16 protein-coding genes are annotated in these 21,179 nt (G+C 72.7%); 9 read left to right on the top strand and 7 right to left on the bottom strand.

Annotated features, from left to right (window positions below; all coding sequences use genetic code 11):
• Positions 1-24 precede the first annotated feature (24 nt).
• The 5 genes from ACFQS1_RS11745 (at position 25) to ACFQS1_RS11725 (ending at position 6,357) form a co-directional block, all read left to right on the top strand.
• Positions 25-2,256, top strand: a complete 2,232-nt coding sequence (locus ACFQS1_RS11745) for a putative bifunctional diguanylate cyclase/phosphodiesterase (protein ID WP_378966844.1) — start codon at positions 25-27, stop codon at positions 2,254-2,256.
• A 198-nt stretch (positions 2,257-2,454) separates the two neighbouring features.
• A complete protein-coding gene (locus tag ACFQS1_RS11740; RefSeq protein ID WP_378966842.1) occupies positions 2,455-3,237 on the top strand; it encodes an exodeoxyribonuclease III in 783 nt (260 codons plus the stop codon).
• Positions 3,238-3,253: 16 nt separating this feature from the next.
• The gene (locus ACFQS1_RS11735) at positions 3,254-4,843 is read left to right on the top strand and encodes a PP2C family protein-serine/threonine phosphatase (RefSeq protein WP_378966840.1); all 1,590 of its coding nucleotides are present in this window, start codon (positions 3,254-3,256) and stop codon (positions 4,841-4,843) included.
• The gene (locus tag ACFQS1_RS11730) at positions 4,840-5,853 is read left to right on the top strand and encodes a cobalamin B12-binding domain-containing protein (protein WP_378966838.1); all 1,014 of its coding nucleotides are present in this window, start codon (positions 4,840-4,842) and stop codon (positions 5,851-5,853) included. The genes ACFQS1_RS11735 and ACFQS1_RS11730 overlap by 4 nt, the downstream gene beginning before the upstream one ends.
• A 270-nt stretch (positions 5,854-6,123) precedes the next feature.
• Positions 6,124-6,357 (top strand): hypothetical protein, encoded by a 234-nt coding sequence (locus ACFQS1_RS11725; RefSeq protein WP_378966836.1) that lies wholly within the window; start codon positions 6,124-6,126, stop codon positions 6,355-6,357.
• 120 nt (positions 6,358-6,477) lie between these two features.
• Here ACFQS1_RS11725 and ACFQS1_RS11720 read toward each other — a convergent pair whose 3' ends face one another.
• The 5 genes from ACFQS1_RS11720 to gsmA form a co-directional block, all read right to left on the bottom strand.
• Positions 6,478-7,356: a LamG-like jellyroll fold domain-containing protein gene (locus ACFQS1_RS11720; protein ID WP_378966834.1), complete on the bottom strand. Its 879-nt coding sequence runs from the start codon at positions 7,354-7,356 to the stop codon at positions 6,478-6,480.
• Between the two features lie 69 nt (positions 7,357-7,425).
• Positions 7,426-7,809 carry a DUF6401 family natural product biosynthesis protein gene (locus ACFQS1_RS11715; protein ID WP_378966832.1) on the bottom strand — a complete coding sequence of 128 codons (384 nt, stop codon included), beginning with the start codon at positions 7,807-7,809 and terminating at the stop codon, positions 7,426-7,428.
• Between the two features lie 75 nt (positions 7,810-7,884).
• Positions 7,885-11,835, bottom strand: coding sequence for an ATP-dependent RNA helicase HrpA (gene hrpA, locus ACFQS1_RS11710; RefSeq protein ID WP_378966830.1), 3,951 nt, complete (start codon positions 11,833-11,835; stop codon positions 7,885-7,887).
• A gap of 202 nt (positions 11,836-12,037) precedes the next feature.
• Positions 12,038-14,347, bottom strand: coding sequence for an ATP-binding protein (locus tag ACFQS1_RS11705; RefSeq protein ID WP_378966828.1), 2,310 nt, complete (start codon positions 14,345-14,347; stop codon positions 12,038-12,040).
• 60 nt (positions 14,348-14,407) lie between these two features.
• Entirely contained in the window at positions 14,408-15,559 is a 1,152-nt protein-coding gene (gene gsmA / locus ACFQS1_RS11700) for a sporangiospore maturation cell wall hydrolase GsmA (RefSeq protein WP_378966826.1), read from the bottom strand.
• A gap of 207 nt (positions 15,560-15,766) precedes the next feature.
• Between gsmA and ACFQS1_RS11695 the strand changes: the two genes are divergently transcribed.
• Positions 15,767-16,705, top strand: coding sequence for a phosphatase PAP2 family protein (locus tag ACFQS1_RS11695; RefSeq protein WP_378966824.1), 939 nt, complete (start codon positions 15,767-15,769; stop codon positions 16,703-16,705).
• Between the two features lie 239 nt (positions 16,706-16,944).
• Entirely contained in the window at positions 16,945-17,439 is a 495-nt protein-coding gene (locus ACFQS1_RS11690) for a general stress protein (protein ID WP_378967050.1), read from the top strand.
• Between the two features lie 669 nt (positions 17,440-18,108).
• Here ACFQS1_RS11690 and ACFQS1_RS11685 read toward each other — a convergent pair.
• On the bottom strand, positions 18,109-18,900 hold the full coding sequence (locus ACFQS1_RS11685; protein ID WP_378966822.1) for an RNA polymerase sigma factor SigF: 792 nt from the start codon (positions 18,898-18,900) through the stop codon (positions 18,109-18,111).
• A 224-nt stretch (positions 18,901-19,124) separates the two neighbouring features.
• On the opposite strand from ACFQS1_RS11685, the gene ppgK reads away from it, so the two are divergent.
• A complete protein-coding gene (gene ppgK, locus ACFQS1_RS11680) occupies positions 19,125-19,907 on the top strand; it encodes a polyphosphate--glucose phosphotransferase (RefSeq protein ID WP_378966820.1) in 783 nt (260 codons plus the stop codon).
• 16 nt (positions 19,908-19,923) lie between these two features.
• Complete coding sequence (locus ACFQS1_RS11675) at positions 19,924-20,388, top strand: PPOX class F420-dependent oxidoreductase (protein WP_378966818.1); 465 nt, start codon at positions 19,924-19,926, stop codon at positions 20,386-20,388.
• Between the two features lie 56 nt (positions 20,389-20,444).
• Here ACFQS1_RS11675 and ACFQS1_RS11670 read toward each other — a convergent pair whose 3' ends face one another.
• Positions 20,445-21,086 carry a hypothetical protein gene (locus ACFQS1_RS11670; protein ID WP_378966816.1) on the bottom strand — a complete coding sequence of 214 codons (642 nt, stop codon included), beginning with the start codon at positions 21,084-21,086 and terminating at the stop codon, positions 20,445-20,447.
• Positions 21,087-21,179: the final 93 nt, after the last annotated feature.

The following is a 21,179-nucleotide window of genomic DNA, read 5'->3' as shown; positions in this document are numbered from 1 at the left end:
AGCCACGAGCCGATCTAACCGTTGATGACCGGATTGTGGCGGCTGTGGGCCCTTGGCGGGGCGGCGGCGACGGCCCTGTACCTGACCGACCTCTCTCCCGCCGTGAACAGCGCCTGCGCGCTGGTCGTCGGGGTGGGCACGGTCTTCGCCTGCTTCTTCGGCCCGCGCCGCCTGCGGGCCGAGCCGCGCGGGGCCTGGAACCTGATCGGGGTCTCCGCGTCGAGCTTCCTGGTCGGGATGGTCGTGCGCCCGTTCGTGACCGACGCCGGGCTGCCACTGATCTCGGACTGCTTCACGATCCCCGGCTACCTGCTGCTGTTCGCCTTCTTCTGGCGGCTGCTGCGGGCCCGGCAGGTGATGGAGCGGCACGTGGTGCTGGACGGCCTGATCATCTGCCTGGCCGGGGGCATCGCGAGCACGCTGCTGCTAGCCATGCCGGCCGTGGAGGTGGGCGGCCGCTCGGTCCTGGTCTCCGCCCTGGCCGGCCTGTACCCGCTGTTCGATGTCGTGGTGCTGATGATGGTGCTGAACCTGACCTTCACCGCGCGGGCCTGGCCGCTCTCGCTGCTGTCCCTGCTCGGCGGTATGGGCCTCATGCTGACCGGCGATCTCGCGTACGCGATCATCGGCCGTTCCGGCCACCTCTACACGTCCCCGCTGCTCGACGCTCCGTTCCTGATCGCGTACACGCTGCTCGGGGTCACCGCGCTGCACCCCTCGGCGGCCGTCCTGGGCCGCCCCGCCCGCCCGCCGGTCCCGGCCTGGTCGACCCGCCGGATGGCGCTGCTCATCCCGGCACTGGCCACCCCGTTCGTGCTGCTGCTGGTCGTCGGCGACACCGCGGACCGCCGGTTCGCGCTGGCCATCACCGGCCTGATGATCGTGACGTTGCTGCTGCTGCGGGCGGTGGCGGCGGTGCAGGCGCAGACCCGCGCCCAGCACTTCGCCGAGTACGCCGCCAACCACGATCCGCTCACCGGCCTGCCGAACCGGCGGATGATGTGCGACGAGATCGCCCGGCTCCTCTCGCTCGGCGAGGGCACCATCTGGGTGGCCCTGCTCGACCTGGACGGCTTCAAGTACGTCAACGACTCCTGGGGCCACGACACCGGCGACCGCCTGGTGATCGAGGTGGGCGAGCGGCTGCGGGCCCGGGTGCCCGCCGACGTCATGGTCGCGGCGCTCGGCGGCGACGAGTTCCTGCTGGCCTGCGCCGGCGACCGGCCGCGGGCCGAGCACCTGGTCGACCTGGTGCGCGCCTGCTTCGACCGCCCGTTCGTGGTGCGCGACGTCGAGCTGAAGATCAGCGCCTCGATCGGCATCGCCTCGGCCGGCCCGGACGGCGACGCCGAGGAGCTGATGCGCGACGCCGACACCGCGATGTACCAGGCGAAGTCCGCCGGCCCGGGCCATGCCACCGTGTTCGACCGGTCGATGCACGACCAGGTGCGCGAGCGCATCGAGCTGGAGGTCGCGCTGCGCCGCGCGCTGGGCGACGGCGAGCTCCGGGTGGCGTACCAGCCGCTGGTCCGGCTGGAGTCCGGCCGGCCGATCGGCGCGGAAGCGCTGGTCCGCTGGTCGCACGCCGAGCGCGGCCCGATCTCGCCGGCCGTGTTCATCCCGCTCGCCGAGGACGCCGGGCTGATCGGGGCGATCGGCACCTACGTACGGCAGGAGGCGCTGCGCCAGCTCGCCGCGTGGCGGGCCGACGGCACCGTCGCGGACGACTTCTATGTGTCCATCAATGTCTCGGCCCGGCAGCTCACCGACCCGTCGCTGCCGCTGATCGTCTCGGCCGAGCTGCTCGAGTACGGCGTGCCGGCCCGCTGCGTGGCCCTGGAGATGACCGAGACGGTGATGATGGACAGCTCGGGCGCCACCTCACGGGTCGTCTTCGAGCTGCGCGAGCTCGGCGTCAAGCTGCTGATCGACGACTTCGGCACGGGCTTCTCGGGGCTGGGCTACCTGCGCCGGTTCCCGGTCACCGGCGTGAAGATCGACCGCTCGTTCGTGATCGGGCTGGGCGCCGACGAGGAGGCCGGCGAGCTGGTCCGGGCGATCGTGGCGATGAGCCAGGCGCTGCACCTGAGCGTCATCGCCGAGGGTGTGGAGACCCGGGTGCAGCGGGACGCCCTGGCGGCCATGGGCGTGACCGACGGGCAGGGCTGGCTGTGGGGCCCGGCGGTGCCCCCGACGGAGTTCGCGGCACATTGGCACACGTCCGGAGCTGCGGCAACTCTCGCGGGCACCGAATGACCCCTTCCCTCCGCCCGTTCGGTCGGGCATCATTCGAGCCTCCCCCCAGTAACGCGCATCACACCCGGAGTTGCCGATGATGACCGCGATGGTCACCGTCCTGTTCGTGCTCACCGTCGGGCTCGCCGCGGCGCTCATGGCGGCGGTTCGCCGGCCCTGATGCTCCCGCCCCCGGCCGCGATGCGGCAGGCTGGGCAGATGCGCTTCGCGACGTGGAACGTCAACTCGGTCAAGGCCCGGCTCCCGCGGCTGCGGGAATGGCTCGCCGCCACCCGGCCCGACGTGCTGTGCGTGCAGGAGACCAAGGTCGCCGAGTTCCCCGACATCTCCGATCTCGGATACCGGACCGCACACTTCGGGCAGGGCCGCTGGAACGGCGTGGCCGTCCTGTCCCGGATCGGCCTCGAAGACGTGCGGCAGGGCTTCCCCGGCGAGCCCGGCTTTCCCGAGCAGGAGGCGCGCTACGTGAGCGCGCTCTGCGGCGGAATTCGGTTTATTTCGGTCTACGTCCCTAATGGGCGGACGCCGGACGATCCTCATTACACATACAAGCTCGCGTGGCTGGCCGCCCTGCGCGCCTCGCTGAAGGACGATCTGGCCGCGGGGCCGCTGGTCGTGGCCGGCGACTTCAACGTCGCACCCACCGACGACGACGTGTGGGACCCGGCGGTCTTCGTCGGTTCCACCCACGTCACCCCGCCCGAGCGGGAGGCGCTCGCCGCGATCCAGGATCTCGGCCTGCGCGACATCGTGGGCCGCCCGCTCAAGGGCGACCGGCCCTTCACCTACTGGGACTATCGGGCGGGCATGTTCCACATGAACAAGGGCATGCGGATCGATCTCGTGCTCGCCAGCCCGGACATCGCCGGGGAGGTGACCGACGCGGTGATCGACCGCGAGGCGCGCAAGGGCAAGGGCCCCTCCGACCACGCGCCCATCGTGGTCGACATCGAGCGCCCCGCAGGCGACGGGATACGCTGACGAGGAGGGAGGATCATTGACCGGGATCGCGAGCGAGCTGCGCACCGATGGGCCGGCGCCCGCCCTGCTGCGCGCCGCGCTCGACGCGACCGACGAGGCGGTCGTCCTCTGCGACGCCGCCGACGACTCGATCCTGCTGGTCAACAAGGCGGCGTCCGCCCTGGTCCCCGGCCTGTCCCCCGACCTGTTCCCGGCGTGCGCCGACACGTTCACCGCCACCCACGCCCGGCGGCACCTCGAGGGCCGGCGCCGGCCGCTGGCCCCCGGCCACTACGGCTGGTTCCTGCGCGATCGCACCCGCTCCACCATCCTCGCCGAGGCGGGGCGCCGGCTCTCCGGGTCGCTGCACCTCGGCCGGTGCCTGCGCACCACGGCCGAGCTCGCGGTCGCCCACCTCGCCGACGCGGCGGTCGTGCTGCTGCCGCCCGCGCTCCAGCGCAGCTCGTGGCTGCGCCTGATCGGCGACGGCCCGGTCGAGGAGGGCACCGTCGGAGAGGATTCGCTGTCCGAGGTTCCGGGCCTGACCGCGGTGCTCGACGGATTCCCGCCGATCCCCAGCCGCTGGGTGGACGCGTCGCAGGCGCCCGGCTGGCTCGGTCTCGGCCCGGTCGGCTGCGTGCTCGTCACCCCGCTGCCCGGCAACGCCGAGCCGGCCGGCGCGCTCGTCCTGGGCCGCCGGGACACCCCGTTCTCGGCCGAGGACGAGGAGCTCGCCCGGGTCTTCGCGGCGCGGGCCGGCGCGGCTATCTCGGCGGCCGCGCTCTACCGCGAGCAGGTGGAGACGACGGCGGTGCTCCAGGCCGACCTGCTGCCGCCCGCGCTGCCGCAGGCCGACGGATTCGAGCTGGTGGGCGCGTTTCAGGCCGCGCACGACGCGCTGCGGATCGGCGGCGACTTCTACGACGCGTACGGCCCGACCGCGTCCAGCGCCGACACGGTGATCGCCCTCGGCGACGTCTGCGGCACCGGCCCCGAGGCGGCCGTGCTGACCGGCAAGGTCCGCCAGACGCTGCGCGCGCTGCGCCTGGTCGACACCGGCCCGGCCGAGATGCTGCGGGTGCTCAACCAGGCCCTGCTGCAGTCCGGCCGGAACCGGCGCTTCGTGACCCTGGTGGTCGGCTCGGTGCGCCGGGCCGAGCACGGCCGGGTGCGGCTCACCCTGGCCAGCGGCGGGCATCCGCCCCCGCTGGTGCTGCGCGGCGACGGCAGCGTCGAGGAGGTGCCGGCCAGTGGCACGCTGATCGGCGCGGTCCCCGCCACGGTGGTGCGGCCGGCCGACGTCGAGCTGGCCCCTGGCGAGATCTGCCTGCTCTACAGCGACGGCCTGACCGAGGCGCGGGGCGGCCCGACCGGCGTCGAGCAGTGGGGCGAGCCCCGCCTGCACGCGGCGCTGGCCAGCTGCCTGGGGATGCCCGGCGCGGCCACGGTCGAGCGTTTGCGGCAGCTGGTCTCCGACTGGGTGCACGGCGGCGTGCGCGACGACATCGCGATGCTGGCGGTCCGGGCCCCGGCCCGCACCGCCCTGAGCCTGCGCGACGGCGGCGCCCCGACCCCGTCCCCGTTCGCCATCGACAACCGCCGGGGCCGCGGACGGTCCCGGGCATGACGGCGGTCGCCGCCGACGCCGAGCGCTACCTCCACCTGGTCGGCGACGGCGACGAGCAGGGCGCGGTCGAGGTCGTCGCCGGCCTGCTCGCCGCGGGCATGCCCGCCCAGCGCGTCATGGTCGACCTGATCGCCGCCACCCAGACCCGGGTCGGCGAGCTCTGGGCGGCCAACGTGTGGACCGTGGCACGCGAGCACGCCGCCACCGCGACCAGCGAGCGTGCCCTGGCGTACGTCGCGGCCCAATGCGCGGTGCGGCCGCACCGGGGCCGTATCACGATCGCCTGCGTCGACGGCGAATGGCACGCGCTGCCGGCGCGGATCCTCGCCGAGATGCTGCGCCTCGACGGCTGGCGGGTGGACTTCCTCGGCCCCAGCGTGCCCGGCCCGCATCTGGTCGCCCACCTGCACGAGACCGGCCCCGACGCGGTGGCGCTGAGCTGCATGCTGGCCACCCGCCTGCCCCGGGCGCACGCCGCGATAACCGCGTGCCGGGCGGCCGGCGTGCCGGTCATCGCCGGCGGCCGGGGCTTCGGCCCGGGCGGTCGCTACGCGCAGCGGCTGGGCGCCGACGTGTGGGCCGCCGACGCCGAGGAGGCCGTCGCCCGCCTGGCGTCGTCCGGGCCGCCGTCCTCGCCGGCGGAGCAGGATGTCCTCTTCGGCGACGACGAATACACGTTCGTCGTGCGCGAGCGCCCGTCGCTGATCGCCACCACGATGTCATCGCTGGCCGCGACGTATCCGGCAGTCCGGGCTTATGACCACCGGCAGCTGGACGCCACCCTCGAGGATCTCGGCCACATCGTCGACTTCCTGGCCGCGGCGCTCTACCTCCGCGAACCCGCCATCTTCACCGACTTCGCCGAGTGGACGGCCGCGGTGCTCCAGGCGCGAGGCGTGCCGCCGCCGGCTCTCCGGGCCGGCATTTCTTCCGTACGGGCGCAGCTCACCGACTTCCCGCGCGCCCGGTCCGTCCTCGACGCCGGGCTGGCTCGCCTGCCCGCCCGATAATTCGCTCGCGCGCCCGTGCGGGCCCGGCTACCGTGGTCCGCATGATCCTCTGATGCTCACCGGGCCGCGGTCGTGGCCCTCGCGTCCCGGTTCCGGGCGCTCCGGCGGGTTGTCCGCCGTGGAGACGCCGTCGTGCCGACGCCCGGAGCACTCGCCCTCTCTTCCCACGGCACCACCTTGCCCGGCACCGCCCTGCGCCGCGTTCGCCGGCCCGGCGCTGCCCGGCCCAGCAATGCCCTGGCTCCGCCGGGGCGCGCAAAGGAGGCTCGGATGACCACGCCCTTCTCCGTCCACGTCGACCGGGACGACCTCGCCAAGCAGGATTTCGCCGCCGCGCTGGCCCGTCCCGAGACGACCGGCGAGCCGGACGGCCGTTCCGGGGCGGCCGAGATCGGACATCACGGCGCCCGCGACAGCCGCCAGGCGGCCCTAGGCCGGTCCGAGCGCGACCACGCCCGCGTCGGTCCGGGCAAGTCCCGCTCCTACGCGTTCCGGCGAAGCTAGGAAGAACGGGCTCCACCCGCAGGTCGCAGCGGGTGGAGCCCGTTTCGCGTTCGGCGCCGAGCGCGCGGTGAGCCGGCCCATCCTCCGCCGGCCGGGACCGCCGAGGCCGCCGGGTCAGCCTCAGCCCAGTTCGGCGTACACGTCGTCGAGGAGGCCGTGGTACATGTCGGTGCGGTTGTTGAAGTTGGGGCCGCCGATGCGCAGCGGCAGGCTGTTGGCGATGGAGAGCGTGGACGGGATCGTGGCCTCCCCGCTCCGGACGCCGTCGACGTAGACGGCCAGCGACGTGCCGGCCCGCTGGCACAGGATCTTGTGCCACAGGCCGTCGGCGACCGTCGTGGCCGAGCGGGCGATGTAGGCGGTGGGCGTGCCGACGCCGACCGCGACGCACTGGGCGCGGCCGTTGGTCGCGCCGATCTGCATCTTCCACTGGCTGCCGGTGGTGGCCACGCCCTTCTGCATGATGTTCGCCGAGCCGATGACCTGGGCTCGCGTCAGGTGCACCCGGGCCGACCAGCGGAACAGCCTGGTCCCGGGGTTGAGATTGGCGTTGTCGGCGGCCTCGAGCAGCCCGCGCGGGCACGGCGTCGCGCCGGTCGGGCACGCGGCCGGGAAGGCCACGTACTTGCCGCCGGTCGCGCCGCCGACGAACTGGACGACCCCCTGGTCGGCGCCGCGGACGGTGAGCGCCACGCCGCGTCCCGACGTGTCGGCGACCCGCCCGGCGACCGCGCCCGCGTCGAAGTCCCAGCGAGCCACCAGTAGCGGCGCGCCCGGGGTGCCGGCCGGCGTGCCCGCAACGGGTGCGGTGACAGGTGCGGCAGCAGCAGCGGCAGCGGCAACAGGTGCGGCAGCGGCAGCGGCGGCGGGCGTGGCGGCGGGCGCGGCGACGGGCGCGGCAGCCGGTGGGGCGTCAGGGGAAGCGGCGGCGGCCGCCTGGGCGGTCGAAGCGGGAACGAGGAGCCCGGCCATCGCCGCGAGCGTGATTACGATCTTCATGCCTATGAGATCGCTCGTTGCCCGAATTGTTACCGTAAAACCTGAAATAGGAGGTTGCGAGGGCGCGGGTCAGAGCGCGCCGGCGTCGTCGGCGAGCAGGCAGACGGCGACCAGGCGCAGCACGTGCCAGTCGGTCGACTGCCAGTCGGCGGGGTGGGTGGGCGCCTCGCCGGCGGCGGGGACGAAGCGGCCGGCCCGGCGGGCCGCGGCGACGATCGAACGGGCGTACGCGGACAACGCCTCGGCGTCGATCGGCCGCTCCGCGCCGGCCAGGGCGTCGCGGACGGCGGCCGCGTGCTGGTCGACCAGGGCCAGCAGGCCCGGGTCGGCGAACGCGGCGGCCAAGCCGTCGACACCCACCCGCGCCATCATCTCGTCCAGCTGCGCGACGGCCGGGTCGAGGATCACGGCGTCGGCGGAAATCGGGGCGAAGGCGAGGAATTCGTTCGTCATGGCGAAGACGCTATGGGGTGCCGGGCCCGCCCGGAAGGGGGGTAACCCAACGGCACCCGAGCGCCTCCGAGCCCGCTACGCCGGGAGCTGATCCATCGCCTTGTAGATGCGTTTGTCGGAAATCGGGTACGCGGTGCCGAGGGTCTGCGCGAACAGGTTGATCCGCAGCTCCTCGATCATCCAGCGGATCTCGGCGAGCCCCTCGTCGGCCGGGCTGAGCGGCGGGAACTCGGCACGCAGCTCACGGTACTCGGCCTCGATCTCCTGGACCTGCGCCATGAGCTGCCGGTCGCGGCCGAGGTTGGACGCCACCCGGTCCAGCCGGTGGACCACGCCGCGCAGGTACCGCGGCAGGTGGTGCAGCTGCTTCCAGCCGGTCTCGGTGACGAAGCCGGGGTGGACCAGGCCCTTGAGCTGCTGGCGGATGTCGGCGAGCGCGGGGATCAGCTGCGGGTCGCGCAGGCCCTTCAGGCGCTGGTCCACGTCGTACGTCGTGGCCAGGACGGCCTGGACCTGGGCGACCACGCTCTCGACCGCCTCCACCAGGTCCTGCCGGACCGTGTCGCGCAGCGACGCGAACTCGATCGACGACCACACCGGCCCGCCGGCGTCGGCCACCAGCTTGTCGACCGCGGCGCCGGCGCAGTCGTCCAGCAGCTCCGCGATCGACCGGTACGGGTTCCCCCGGGACAGCTCGAGCTTGGCCCGGTTGTCGAGCCGCCCCTGCAGGAACCGGGCGGCCGGCGGCAGCGTGAGCAGGAGCAGCCGGCGCGTCCCGGCCCGCATGGCGACCCGCTGCTCGGGCTCGGACTCGAAGACCCGGATCGCCACGCTGTCGCCCTCGTCGACCAGGGCCGGGAACACCGTGACCTGGTAGCCGCCGCGAACCTGGGCCACGCGGCGGGGCAGCATCCCGAAGTCGTTGGTGGTGATCCCCCGCCGCTCGATGTCCCCCGCCGCACGAGAGATCGTCTGCTGCACCTTCGGCGCCAGCCGGCGCCGCAACTCATCAAGATCGCGCCCCGAGCCGAGCAGGACGCCCGATTCGTCGACCACCCGGAAGTTCATCCGCAGGTGCGCGGGGACCTCGGCCGGCTTCCAGGCGTCCCGCGGCACCACCGTCCCGGTCAGCCGCCGCAGCTCGTTGCCGATCGCGTCGGTGAGCGGACCGCGCCGGGCCGGTACCCGGTCGAGCACGGCCTCGGCCCAGTCCGGCACCGGCACGAAGTTGGTGCGCAGCGCCTTGGGCAGCGAGCGGATCAGGGAAATCACGACGTCCTTGCGAAACCCCGGCACCGACCAGCCGAAGTCCTCCGGGTCGAGCTTGTTGAGCAGCGCCAGCGGCACCTCGACCGTGACGCCGTCCGCCTCGGTGTTGGGCTCGAACTCGTACGTCAGCGGCAGCCGCACCCCGTTGGCCAGCCACGCGTCCGGGAACGCGTTCGGGTCGACCGTGTCGCGGCCCTCGTTGACCAGCAATTCGCGGGTGAACGTCAGCAGGTCGGGATCGTCCCGCCGCGCCTTCTTCCACCACGCGTCGAAATGCCGGGCGGTGACGACCTCGGCCGGGATGCGCGCGTCGTAGAGCCGGAAAACCGTCTCGTCGTCGACCGCGATGTCCCGCCGCCGGGCCCGGTTCTCGATTTCCTCGATCCGCTCCAGCAGGCGCCTGTTCTCGTCGAAGAACTTGTGGTGGGTGTCCCAGTCACCCTCGACCAGCGCGTGCCGGATGAACAGCTCCCGGCACAGCACCGGGTCGATCCGCGCGTATCCCACCCGCCTTCGCGGCACGATCGGAAGACCATAGAGCGTGACTTTCTCGTACGCCATGACCGCGCCCTGCTTCTTTTCCCAGTGCGGTTCCGAGTACGAGTGTTTGACCAGGTGCGGGGCGAGCTTCTCGGCCCATTCGGGCTCGATCCGGGCATTGACCCGCCCCCACAGGCGGCTGGTCTCGACGAGCTCGGCCGACATCACCCAGCGCGGTTGCTTCTTGAACAGCGCCGAGCCGGGGAAGATGGCGAACTTCGCGCCCCGCGCGCCGAGGTATTCGCGCTTGTCGGTGTCCTTGAGCCCGATGTGGCTGAGCAGGCCGGCGAGCAGCGCGGTGTGCACATGCTGCCCCTCGGCGACCTCCTCGCGGTCCTCCTGCAACGTCAGCCCGAGGGTACGGGCGACCTGCCGCAGCTGGGCGTAGATGTCCTGCCATTCCCGTACGCGTAAATAATTGAGGAATTCGGCGCGGCATAAGCGGCGGAACTGGTTGCCGGAAAGCTCCTGCTGTTTCTCGCGCAGATAGCGCCAGAGATTGAGGTAGCTGAAGAAATCCGACTCCTTGTCGGTGAACCGGGCGTGCTTCTCGTCGGCCTGCTGCTGCTTGTCGACCGGGCGCTCGCGCGGATCCTGGATCGACAACGCCGCCGCGATGACCATCACCTCGGCGACGCAGTTCTGCTTGTCGGCCTCGATGACCATGCGGGCCAGGCGCGGGTCGACGGGCAGTTGGGCGAGCTGCCGGCCGAGCGGCGTGAGCCGGCGCTCGTCGAGCGCGCCCAGTTCCTCGAGCAATTTGACGCCGTCGGTGATGTTGCGCTTGTCGGGCGGGTCGATGAACGGGAACTTCGCCAGGTCGCCGAGCCCCAGATTGGTCATCTGCAGAATGACGCTGGCGAGATTCGTCCGCAGGATCTCGGGCTCGGTGAATTCCGGCCGCGCGTCGAAATCCTCTTCCGAGTAGAGCCGGATGCAGATGCCGTCGGCGAGCCGCCCGCAGCGTCCCTTGCGCTGGTTGGCGCTGGCCTGCGAGACCGGCTCGATCGGCAGGCGCTGGACCTTGAGCCGGTTGGAGTAGCGGCTGATCCGGGCCGTGCCGGGGTCGATCACGTAGCGGATGCCGGGGACGGTCAGCGAGGTCTCGGCGACGTTGGTGGCGAGCACGACCCGGCGCTGGGTGTGCCGCTCGAAGACGCGATGCTGCTCGGCGGCCGACAACCGCCCGTAGAGCGGGACGATGTCGGTGGCGCGCAGGTTCCGCTTGGCGAGCGCGTCGGCGGTGTCGCGGATCTCCCGCTCGCCGGAGAGGAAGACGAGGATGTCGCCGTCGCCGTCGCGGCCGAGCTCGTCGACCGCCTCGGCGATGCCGTCGACCTGGTCCATCGGCTCTTCGGTGTCCCCATCCGACCGCCCCGCCACCACCCCTGACCGGACTGAAGACTCGTCCGCGGCGGTCTGGACCAGCGGCCGGTACCGGACCTCGACCGGGTAGGTCCGGCCGGAGACCTCGATCACGGGCGCGGGCTTGCCGTCCGGGCCGGCGAAATGCTCCGCGAAACGCTGGGTCTCGATCGTGGCGGACGTGATGATCAGCTTGAGATCCGGGCGGCGCGGGAGCAGATCGCGCAGGTACCCCAGGATGAAGTCGATGTTGAGGCTGCGCTCGTGCGCCTCGTCGATGATCAGGGTGTCGTAGCGGCGCAGCTGCCGGTCGTTCTGGATCTCGGCGAGCAGGATGCCGTCGGTCATCACCTTGATCATGGTGTCGTCGCCGACCTGGTCGGTGAAGCGCACCTTGTAGCCCACCGTCGAGCCGAGCGGCCGGTCGAGCTCCTCGGCGATGCGCTCGGCGACCGTGCGGGCCGCGATGCGCCGCGGCTGGGTGTGCCCGATCTGGCCGCGCACGCCGCGACCCAGCTCCAGACAGATCTTGGGAAGCTGGGTCGTCTTGCCGGAGCCGGTCTCGCCGGCCACCACCACGACCTGGTGGTCGCGGATAGCGGCGAGGATGTCGTCCTTGCGCCGGCTGACCGGCAGCGCCTCGGGATAGGTCACCTTGGGCACGGACGCGAGCCGGGACTCCAGCCGCGCGAAGGCCGCGTCGGCCTCCGCGGAGATCTCCGCGAGCACGGCCGCCCGGGCCGCCTCGTCGCGGATCTTCCTGGTGCCCTCCAGCCGGCGCTGGAGTCGCCGTTCGTCGCGGGGAAGGAGCTCGGCTAGCCGGGTGCGAAGCGCGGCGGGTGTTGTCGACATGGCGCAGCAAGAATAGGCATATCAGGCGCGCGCACGCCTGGTGATTATCGCCGCCCCAAGCCGTCGATCGCCGCCATCTCCGCGTCCGAAAGTTCAAATCCAGAAATATCGTGATTCGTACGGATCCGCGCCTCGGTCTTCGACTTCGGAATGACCACCACCTCGTGCTGGACGTGCCAGCGTCATGCCCCGCCGGCCGCATTCAGTCGTGTGGCACGGGTGAGCGCAGCCGGGCGGCGCTCGGGTCGCGGCCGGACGGGTCGGCGGCCGGCAGCGCGCTCATCCCCGGCAGGCGCGCCTTCTCCATCGCGGCCCGCCCGGCCAGCGCCCGCTCCAGCTTCTCGCGGGCCTTGTCGTCGTCCTTCTTGCGCGCCTTGAGCTTCATGTCCGACACCTCCAGGGTGAAGTGGAACCGCGTCCCGCCGCCGGGGTTGTCGGCGACACCGATCTCCCCGCCGTGGCGCTCGACGATCCGTTTGCAGATGGCCAGGCCCAGCCCCGTGCCGTCGTAACCGGCGGACGCGTGCGCCCGGTGGAACCTCTCGAAGACCGCGTGCTTCTCGGCGTCCGGGATGCCGATCCCGCGGTCGGCCACCTCGATCCGGGTCCAGCCGGTCCCGACCGGGGAGGCGGTCACGTCGACCCGGGCGGCGGCGCCCGGGCGCACGTACTTGAGGGCGTTGCCGATCAGGTTGTCGAGCACGTGCCGCAGCATCGCCGGGTCGGCCCGCACGGCCGGCAGGTCGCCGACGAACACCTCGGGCGCGGGGTCGTGCCGGGCCCGGTCCTGCACCACCTCGGCCACCAGCTCGCCCAGGTCGACCGTCTCGGCGGTGAGCGGCGCGTCGCGGGCCGTCGTGTACGCGAGCAGCGTGTCGATCATCCCGGCCATCCGTTGCACCGCCCGCTCGATGCGGTCGAGCGAGGCGCTCGGATCGTCGCCGTCCTCGAGCGCCTCCTGCGCCGCCTCGCAGTGCCCGCGCACCACCGTCAGCGGCGCCTTGAGGTCGTGCGCCACCACGCCCGCGAACACGGCGAGGTCGGACTCGTAGCGGCGGATGTCGGTGATGTCGTGGAAGACGGCGACCGCGCCGCGCTGCCCCGCGCCGGCGTCGAGCGGCCGCCCGTCGACGCTGATCACGATGCCGTCGGGCCGGGCCGGGTTGCGCACCACCATCTCGACGCCGCTGGCGTGCTCGCCGCGCAGCGCCCGCATCAGCGGCAGCTCGTCGAGCGGGAACGGCGTGCGCCCGTCCGGCCGGAACAGCCCGTAGTGCTCCTGCCAGGCATCCGGGCGATCGGCGTCGTCGGGCACCCCGAGCAGCTGCTTGGCGGCCGGATTGTGCAGCAGGAACCGCCCGTTCTCGTCGACCACGCCGACCCCGTCGCCGATGCTGGTCATCACCGCGCCGAGCAGCCCCGCCTGCCGCCGGCTCTCGGCCTCGGCGGCGCGCAGCCCGGCGGTCGCCTCGCGGACCCGGGCGACCGCCCGCTCCCGTCCGGTGGCGAGCACGTGGACCAGCCCGGCGAGGATGACCGTGATCGCCAGGCAGCCGCCCAGCACCGCGCCCGGCAGGCCGCTGTGCGCGCCGGGCAGGCGGCCGGAGTCGGCCCGGACGGTCAAAGTCCACTCCCGGTCGGCCACGTCGAGCAGGGACTCGCGCTCGAGGTCGGGCTCGCCGGGCGCGGGAAAGCGGGCGACGACGTGCCGGCTGCCGTCGGTGTTGTGCGCCCGCAGCGTCGCGTCGAGCTGCCCCTGGCTCACCGTGGCGAGTACGCCGCTGAGGAAGTCCTGCCCGCGCATGCCCAGCACGAGCCAGCCGCGGAACTGCGGGTCGGCGGCGCGCGGCCAGATCGGCGCGGTGAAGACGAACGAATGCTGCTGCCGCGCGGCCGGCAGACCGCGGTCACGCAGCAACACGTACGTGTCGGAGACGGTCGGCACGCTCATCCGGCGGGCGTCGGCGAGCGCGCCGGCCGGCTCGGCCGCGACGGCCAGGTCGAGCCCGTCGGGCCCGGGCGTGGTGCCCAGCCCGCGGGTGAAGATGGTGAAGTAGTGCTCGTCCCGGCCGGCGGCGGGCCGCAGCACCAGCCCGTCCGCGCCGCGCGAGCGCCACAGTCGCTGCATGGCCGGCGCCTGCGCCGTCGTCCCCGGCACGACGAAGGCGACGCTGGTGGCGCCGATCAGCGAGGCCGACGCGAGCGGCGCGGTGGCCGCGTCGAAGTCCTCCCAGGTGATCGTGTGGTCGGTGGCAAGGCCGGCCGCCGTGGCCGCGAGCAGCGAGCTGTACCGCTCGGTCTCGGTGCGCACGGCGGCGGCGGCCATCTCGGCGCGCTGGTCCATGACGCTGTCCGCGTTCTCCCGCTGGGCGGAGCGCACCGCGTGGACGGTCAGCAGCGTGGCGGCGATGCCGGCGACCAGCACGACCGCGGCGAGCCAGGATCCGGCCGATCGGCCGCGGCGCTCGTCCGCCGCGGCGGTAGCACTCCCCCGTCGCCTCACCAAACTCACCAATGCGAGCGTAATACGCAAATCACCCCCGCCGGCGCGATCGGCCGACGGGGGTGCTCACTACTTCCAGGTGTCGTACTGATACAGGTTGTACGAGGCCATCAGCGTAGTGATCTTGGTGAAGTAGTTCGGGTCGGTGGCGTACCCGGCCTTCCACACCTGCCAGATGAACTTGTTCGCGTCCCGGGTGTAGCTGAAGGCCGGCTTGTACCGGCTGTTCACCCGCAGGAAGTTGCCGTGGTCGCGGAACGAGCTCGCCATGTCGGCGTAGATCCGGAAGCTCCCCGTGGTGCCGAAGCACTTGCCGGCCTTGTCGCACTCGGTCGTGTGGTAGACGTGGCAACCCTTCGCGAGCGTGCCGTAGTTGCTGCCCTGGCACTTGATCCCGAAGTAGTTGCTGTCGGTGACCGAGAGGCTGCTACGCCCCCAGCCCGATTCGAGGATGGCCTGCGCGATCGTCACCGAGGGTGGCACGCCGTACTCCCGCCAGCCCTTCTGCGCGCCCGGCACCGCCGCCTTGATGAACTGCTCGGGCGTCGGGGCGACGATCGGCTTCATCGTCGCGCCGGGGCACAGGTGCAGCGTCGGCGTGACCACATAGGCGTGCGAGATGTAGCTGCCGTCGCTCAGCCGGTTCCACTGTGTGGTGGAACGAACCGTGCCGCTGACCATCGCGCCGACCACGCCGCACACGCCCTGCACCGTCGCGCCGGTCGCGATCGCGCGCTTGACCGGGTAGGCGGTCGACGGCCCGGTGCGGATGTTGACCGGGCCGTCGGCGCTGCGCACCTTCCCGACCTTGTAGGCCGGCTTGGGCGCCGGCTTCGCCTTCGGCTTGGGCGCCGGCTTCGGCTTCGCCTTCACCGCCGTCGTCCGGGTCGCGCAGGGTGCGATGGTCCGGCTGACTTTGAGGTACGCGTGCGACACGTACGAGCCGTTGCTGAGCCGGTCCCATTGCTTGGTCGTGCGCTGCGAACCCCGTACGGATGGGCCGTTGACCCGGCAGGTAGCCGTCACCTTCTGTCCGTTGCGCAAGGACCCGGTGGTTTTCGCGGTCAGCGACGGCCCGGACCGGGTCTTGAGAGTGGTGCGCACCTTGACGGTCGCCGTCACGCCGGCGGCCTCGGCGGCGCCGGGCGCCACGACCAGCCCCGCGCCGGCGGCCAGCGCCATCAGCGGCACCGCGAGCAGTCGGCGGGTGTTGAGCCCCATGAGCGTCCCTTCGTGTCGTCGTCATACGAAGGTCGCGACGGGGCGTTGCGGGCCGAGAGCGATGGCGGTTGCGCTTGGGTTGCTTGAGCGTGTCCGGTGCGCTTGGGTTGCTTGAAAAAGTGCGCGGTTGGGCAAACCGCTACCGTTCGTTCGCCGACTCGTTCGCCGACTCATTCGCCGTTTCGTTCGCCGAAGGGAGGACCGCCGATGACGGCCGTGGCGCCCCGCTCCACGACGTCCGCCGCCCGGACGTCCGCGACCTCCGCGCCCGGCGCGGGTTTCGTGCTCGCCCCGCTCGCGGTCGCCGTCGTGGCCGCCGCCGGGGTCGCGGCGATGGACGCCGTCTTCGTCCGCACCGCCACCGGCCAGTACGCCGACACCACCGCGATGCGCGGCGGCGACGTCCACCACGCCCGCGTGGTCGAGGTGCTCAGCCGCACGCTCAACGGCACCACCCTGGTGACGCTGGTGCTGGTGTGCCTGGTGGCCGCGGGCGTCGGCGTGCTGCGCCGCCGGGTCGACCTGGCGATCGGCGCGGGCCTGCTGGTGCTCGGCGCGAACGCCAGTTGCCGGCTGCTCAAGACCCGGCTCCCCCGGCCCGACCTCTCCGACTTCCCCGGCCCCAACTCGTTCCCCAGCGGCCACACCGCGGCCGCCGCCTCGGTGGCGTTCGCGCTGATCCTGGTGCTGCCCGCGGCGGTGCGCGGCATCGTGGCGCTGGCCGGCGCCGGCTACGTCACGGTGATCGGCGTGGCCACGGTCTGGGCCGAGTGGCACCGCCCCAGCGACGTCGCCGCCGCGGTGCTGCTGGTGCTCGCCTGGGCGGCGTTCGCGCTGTTCGTCACCCGCCTGTTCCGCCGCGTCGCCGTCCCCGGCGACCGTCCCAGCCGCCTCGTCACGGTCCCGCTGCTGGCGGTCTTCCTGGTCACCGGCGCGGCCGGCGTGCTGGGGCTGATCTCGGTGGCCATGAACGTTCGCATGTCCGCGGCCCTGGTCTCCAGCAGGTTCGCGTTCCTCGCCGGCTCGGCCGGCATCGCCGCCGCCGTGGCCGGTGGCTTCTTGATCTGGGTGTGGCTCGCGGCCCGCGGGTCCGCACCCACCAGCGCGGGCCGCCCGGCCCGCCGCGCAAAGGGAGGCGAGAAGTGACCACCCCATCGGACGGCACCCCCACCGCGCCGGGCACGGGCGCGGTGCCCGGCCCCGCCGCTACGCCCGGCCCCGCACCCGAGCCCGACCCCGCCGCCTCGACGGCCCCCGCGCCTTCTCCGGCGTCTTCTGGGCCTGCGGGCTCGGCAGCCGGCGGCTCCGGCGCCGTCTCGCCCAACCCCGGCCCGGTCCCGCCCGGCCTCGGGAATCCCGGCTCCGTCCCGCCCGGCCCGGCCGGGGTGCCGAGCCTGCCCGGGCAGACCCCGCCCGGCAAGGCGCTGCCCACGGTGGTGGTCGGCACCTACCCCGACTACGCCCTCGCCCAGCAGGCCGTCGACCACCTCTCCGACAACAAGTTCCCGGTCGAGCGGACCGCCATCATCGGCACCGACCTCCGCCTGATCGAAAATGTGCTGGGCCGGCTCACCACGGCCCGCGCGGCCGGCGCCGGCGCCGCCAGCGGCGCCTGGTTCGGCCTGTTCGTGGGCCTGCTGTTCGGCCTGTTCAGCAACTCCAACTGGTTCGCCGTGATCTTCGTCTGCCTGCTCATCGGCGCCGCGTGGGGCGCCATCTTCGGCGCCATCGCCCACGCCGCCACCGGCGGCCGGCGCGACTTCGCCTCGCGCAGCTCCCTGCAGGCCGGCCAGTACGCCGTCGTCACCGATCCGGAGGTCGCCGACCAGGCCCGCCAGATGCTCATCCAGCTGAACTGGCGCGCCTCCGGCGCCCAGTAGCCACCACCCGACCGGCAGCCCCGCCCACCCCCGGGCGGGGCTGTTGCGTTGCGCCTGATTCAGCCCGCGCGGGCTGTTTCGTTACACCGGGCCCGGCCGCTCGGGCGCACGAGCGGCCCGGCTCGCTCGCCGTCGCCACGTTGGGCCAACCGCCCACCCCGGAGCTGACGGGCGCTCACCTCTGCCCGCGAAGGCCCCGCCCGCGAAGACTTGTGAACCGCACGCCAAGCCACATCGCGGCCCCAAGGCACGGCGCGGCGAGCCGCAATCGGCGCGACCACCCGCGACCCACGGGCCGCAGACGGCGCAACCAGCCACGACCCGGCCAAGGCGACCCGGCCAAGGCGACCCGGCCCCGGGCGGGCGGAGACGGCGGAGAGCCCCGGCCGGAGCCGGGGCTCTTCTCTTGCGGGCGTCGGGTGGAGGCGGCCACCCGAGCCCTGGTCCGCGAACTTTTGGTCCTCGAAGCCCCTGCTCGCGAACGGCAACGGGGCCGGCCTGTCCCGCCCGTCCGGGTGGGGACCAACCGAAGCACGCGGGTCCGACACTTTTCGGTTTTCGTCCACAGTCGGCGCCGCGGGCCACCCCGCCCTCAATGGGTGGGGCGAGTTCAGCACGGGGGTGTGACAGAAAACGCGGGCTGTCCACCGGGCGGCGCCGACGACGGGGCTAGAAAGTCGCGCTCAGCTCGGTGCGCAGCTTGGTGAGGGCCTTGGTGAGCAGGCGGCTGACGTGCATTTGGGAGATGCCGATCTGGTCGGCGATCTGCGACTGGGTGAGGTTGCCGTAGAAGCGCAGGGTGAGGATCTTCTGCTCGCGTTCGTCGAGGGTGGCCAGGGCGGGGCCGAGGGCGACGCGGGTTTCGGCGAGCTCGTATTCGTGGTCTTCGCCGCCGAGGGTGTCGCCGAGCTCGGTGGTGCCGTCGGCGGAGATGGGGGTGCTCAGCGAGGTGGCGTTGTAGGCGCGGGCGCCTTCGAGTCCTTCGAGGACGTCTTCCTCGGTGATGCTCAGGTGGGCGGCGATGTCGGCGACGGTCGGGGAGCGGCCGAGGCTGTGGGTCAGGGTGCTGTTGGCCTCGGTGATGGCGAGGCGGAGTTCTTGCAGGCGGCGGGGGACGCGGACGGACCAGGTGCGGTCGCGGAAGTGGCGTTTGATCTCGCCGATGATGGTGGGGATGGCGTAGCCGGCGAAGTCGACGCCGCGGTCGGGGTCGAACTTGTCGACGGCTTTGATCAGGCCGACGGTGGCGGTCTGGATCAGGTCGTCGGTGGGCTCGCCGCGGCCGGAGTAGCGGTTGGCGAGGTGGCGGGCCAGCGGCAGCCAGGCCTCGATCGCGCTGTCCCGCAGTGCGGCACGGGACGGATGACCGGCCGGAATCGCGGCCAGGGTGCTCAGCATCTCGGTGGCGCTCTCCGCCACCGTGCTGTGGGTGGGTGCGGGGCGGGCGTACGTCGGGATCATGCCTGGTCCTCCATAGGCGGGCAGAGAGCCGTGCCCGCACGCGGCGACCGTTCAGTGTTTCCACGTTAACCAGAAAGCCTACCCCGAGCTAGCCGAAAGTATGAGTCATTCACGTCGAACGGCCCATCAGCACGGGACCGGAGTGAACCGCCCAGGGTTCGATGTCGGCCGCACGTGGTAAACAGCGGGGAACATCCGCGAACCTCCAGACGGGAAACAAAGGGATGGCCACTCTCGGCATCGACATCGGCGGCTCCGGCGTGAAAGGCGCACCGGTCGACACGGTGCGGGGCGACCTGCTCGCCGAGCGGTACCGCGTTCCCACGCCGCAGCCCAGCGACGTGACCAGCGTCGTCGAGGCGGTGGCCGAGGTCGCCGCCCAGTTCGACGGCTTCGACCAGGTCGGGCTCACGTTCCCCGGCGTGGTGGTGGACGGCGTCACGCGTACGGCGGCGAACGTGGACAAGTCGTGGATCGACGCGCCGGCCGCGAGGGTGTTCGCCGAGCGGCTCGGCAAGCCGGTCACGGTGCTCAACGACGCCGACGCGGCGGGGGTGGCCGAGGTGGCGTTCGGCGCGGGCCGCGACCAGTCCGGGCTGATCATGATGCTGACCTTCGGCACCGGCATCGGCAGCGCGCTCTTCCTCGACGGCGTGCTCATTCCGAACACCGAGCTGGGCCACCTCGAGCTGGACGGCAAGGACGCCGAGGTGCGCGCGTCCGACCGGGCCCGCGAGGCCGACGACATGAGCTGGGAGAAGTGGGCCGGCCGGGTGCAGGACTACCTGCGCCACGTCGAGATGCTGCTCTCGCCCCGGCTGTTCATCATCGGCGGCGGGGTCAGCAAGAAGTCCGACCGGTTCTTCCCGCTGATCGACATCCGGACGCCCATGGTCCCGGCGTCGCTGCTCAACAACGCCGGCATCATCGGCGCGGCGGTCACCGCCGAGCAGGCGGCCGGCGACCCGGGCGCGATCCAGACCGACGCCGCCGCCGCGCGCGTCTGAGCCGAGGAGACCGAGAGTGCCCCGCACCATCGCCACCACCACGACCGTCGACCGGGACGGCCTGCTGGAGTTCCTCCGGCCGCGGCACCACGCGATCCTGATGACCACCCGCAAGGACGGCCGCCCGCAGGCCTCGCCGAACACCTGCGGCGTCGACACCGAGGGCCGGATCGTCATCTCGACCTACCCCGAGCGGGCCAAGGCGTTCAACGTCCGCCGCGATCCGCGGGTGAGCGTGCTGGTGCTCTCCGACGACTTCGGCGGCGCCTGGGTCCAGGTCGACGGCACCGCCGAGGTGCTCGACCTGCCCGAGGCGCTCGAGCCGCTGGTGGAATACTTCCGCGTCATCTCCGGCGAGCACCCGGACTGGGACGAGTACCGCCAGGCCATGCGCGACCAGGGCAAGTCCCTGATCCGCGTGACGATCGACCGCTGGGGCCCGATCGCCACCGGCGGCTTCCCCGCCCGCCTCGCCGACTGACGAAGGACGACTTCCGAGCAGGACAACGGCGGGATTGCGCCCGTCGACGTCGAGGGCTAGGCGAAGCCGAAGTCCTTTTCGGTGCCCTCGACGTCGGCCTCCTGGGGCGCAATCCCCGCCGAGCCGGAGGCGAGGCCAGCCGGCTCAGCGTCGAGCAGGTAGAGCAGCGTGTCGCGGTGCAGCTCGGCGACCGGCTCGAGCAGGTCGGGGTGGCGCAGCAGCACCGCGGCCTCGCGGTCGCGGGCGTCCGGGGTGAGCAGGCGGCGGAACTCGGTGGGCAGGCCGCCGGCGCGGCGCGGCTGCGGGCGGGGACGGCCGTCGTCGTACGGGACGGCCGCGGCCACCGCGTCGACGCCGCGGCGTGCGAGGAGCGGGTCGGCGAGCAGGCAGGCCGCCCACGAGACGACGACCTCGTCGACCCAGGTACGCCAGCCCTCCTCCTCGGCGTCCTCGTCCTCGGGCTCGCTGCCGACGCGCCAGTCGAGCACCGCCGAGCCACCCGGGCCGGCGATGGCGACCAGGGCCGCGTCCATCTCGGTGGGGTACCGCAGCCAGGCGGCGACCGTGACGGCCTGGCGCGCCTGGAGCTCCGCCAGCGTGTGCGCGATCGTGTCGGGCGTGCCCGCCGGGTAGGCACGCGACAGCCAGTGCGTGCTGGCGGCGATCACAGGCGAGAGCTCGACTGACGGTCCGGCCACGAGGTGCTCCTCCGAGACAGGCGCGGAACCGGTCGGACCGCGTCAGGGGTACACCTCGGCGGGGCGACGGGCCGACTTGAGTAGGGTCACCGG

This window comes from Paractinoplanes rhizophilus (genome assembly GCF_042664765.1).
GTDB classification, from domain to species: Bacteria; Actinomycetota; Actinomycetes; order Mycobacteriales; family Micromonosporaceae; genus Actinoplanes; species Actinoplanes rhizophilus.
Note: the sequence above shows the minus strand (reverse complement) of the source record. Positions and strands in the feature narration are given on the sequence as shown.

What these genes read in the sequence shown, in the direction of transcription:
- ACFQS1_RS11745 (WP_378966844.1), top strand. Translation starts at nt 25, where the DNA reads ATGACCGGATTGTGGCGGCTGTGGGCCCTTGGCGGGGCGGCGGCGACG.
- ACFQS1_RS11740 (WP_378966842.1), top strand. Translation starts at nt 2,455, where the DNA reads ATGCGCTTCGCGACGTGGAACGTCAACTCGGTCAAGGCCCGGCTCCCG.
- ACFQS1_RS11730 (WP_378966838.1), top strand. Translation starts at nt 4,840, where the DNA reads ATGACGGCGGTCGCCGCCGACGCCGAGCGCTACCTCCACCTGGTCGGC.
- ACFQS1_RS11725 (WP_378966836.1), top strand. Translation starts at nt 6,124, where the DNA reads ATGACCACGCCCTTCTCCGTCCACGTCGACCGGGACGACCTCGCCAAG.
- ACFQS1_RS11720 (WP_378966834.1), bottom strand. Translation starts at nt 7,356, where the DNA reads ATGAAGATCGTAATCACGCTCGCGGCGATGGCCGGGCTCCTCGTTCCC.
- ACFQS1_RS11715 (WP_378966832.1), bottom strand. Translation starts at nt 7,809, where the DNA reads ATGACGAACGAATTCCTCGCCTTCGCCCCGATTTCCGCCGACGCCGTG.
- hrpA (WP_378966830.1), bottom strand. Translation starts at nt 11,835, where the DNA reads ATGTCGACAACACCCGCCGCGCTTCGCACCCGGCTAGCCGAGCTCCTT.
- gsmA (WP_378966826.1), bottom strand. Translation starts at nt 15,559, where the DNA reads ATGGGGCTCAACACCCGCCGACTGCTCGCGGTGCCGCTGATGGCGCTG.
- ACFQS1_RS11695 (WP_378966824.1), top strand. Translation starts at nt 15,767, where the DNA reads ATGACGGCCGTGGCGCCCCGCTCCACGACGTCCGCCGCCCGGACGTCC.
- ACFQS1_RS11685 (WP_378966822.1), bottom strand. Translation starts at nt 18,900, where the DNA reads ATGATCCCGACGTACGCCCGCCCCGCACCCACCCACAGCACGGTGGCG.
- ppgK (WP_378966820.1), top strand. Translation starts at nt 19,125, where the DNA reads ATGGCCACTCTCGGCATCGACATCGGCGGCTCCGGCGTGAAAGGCGCA.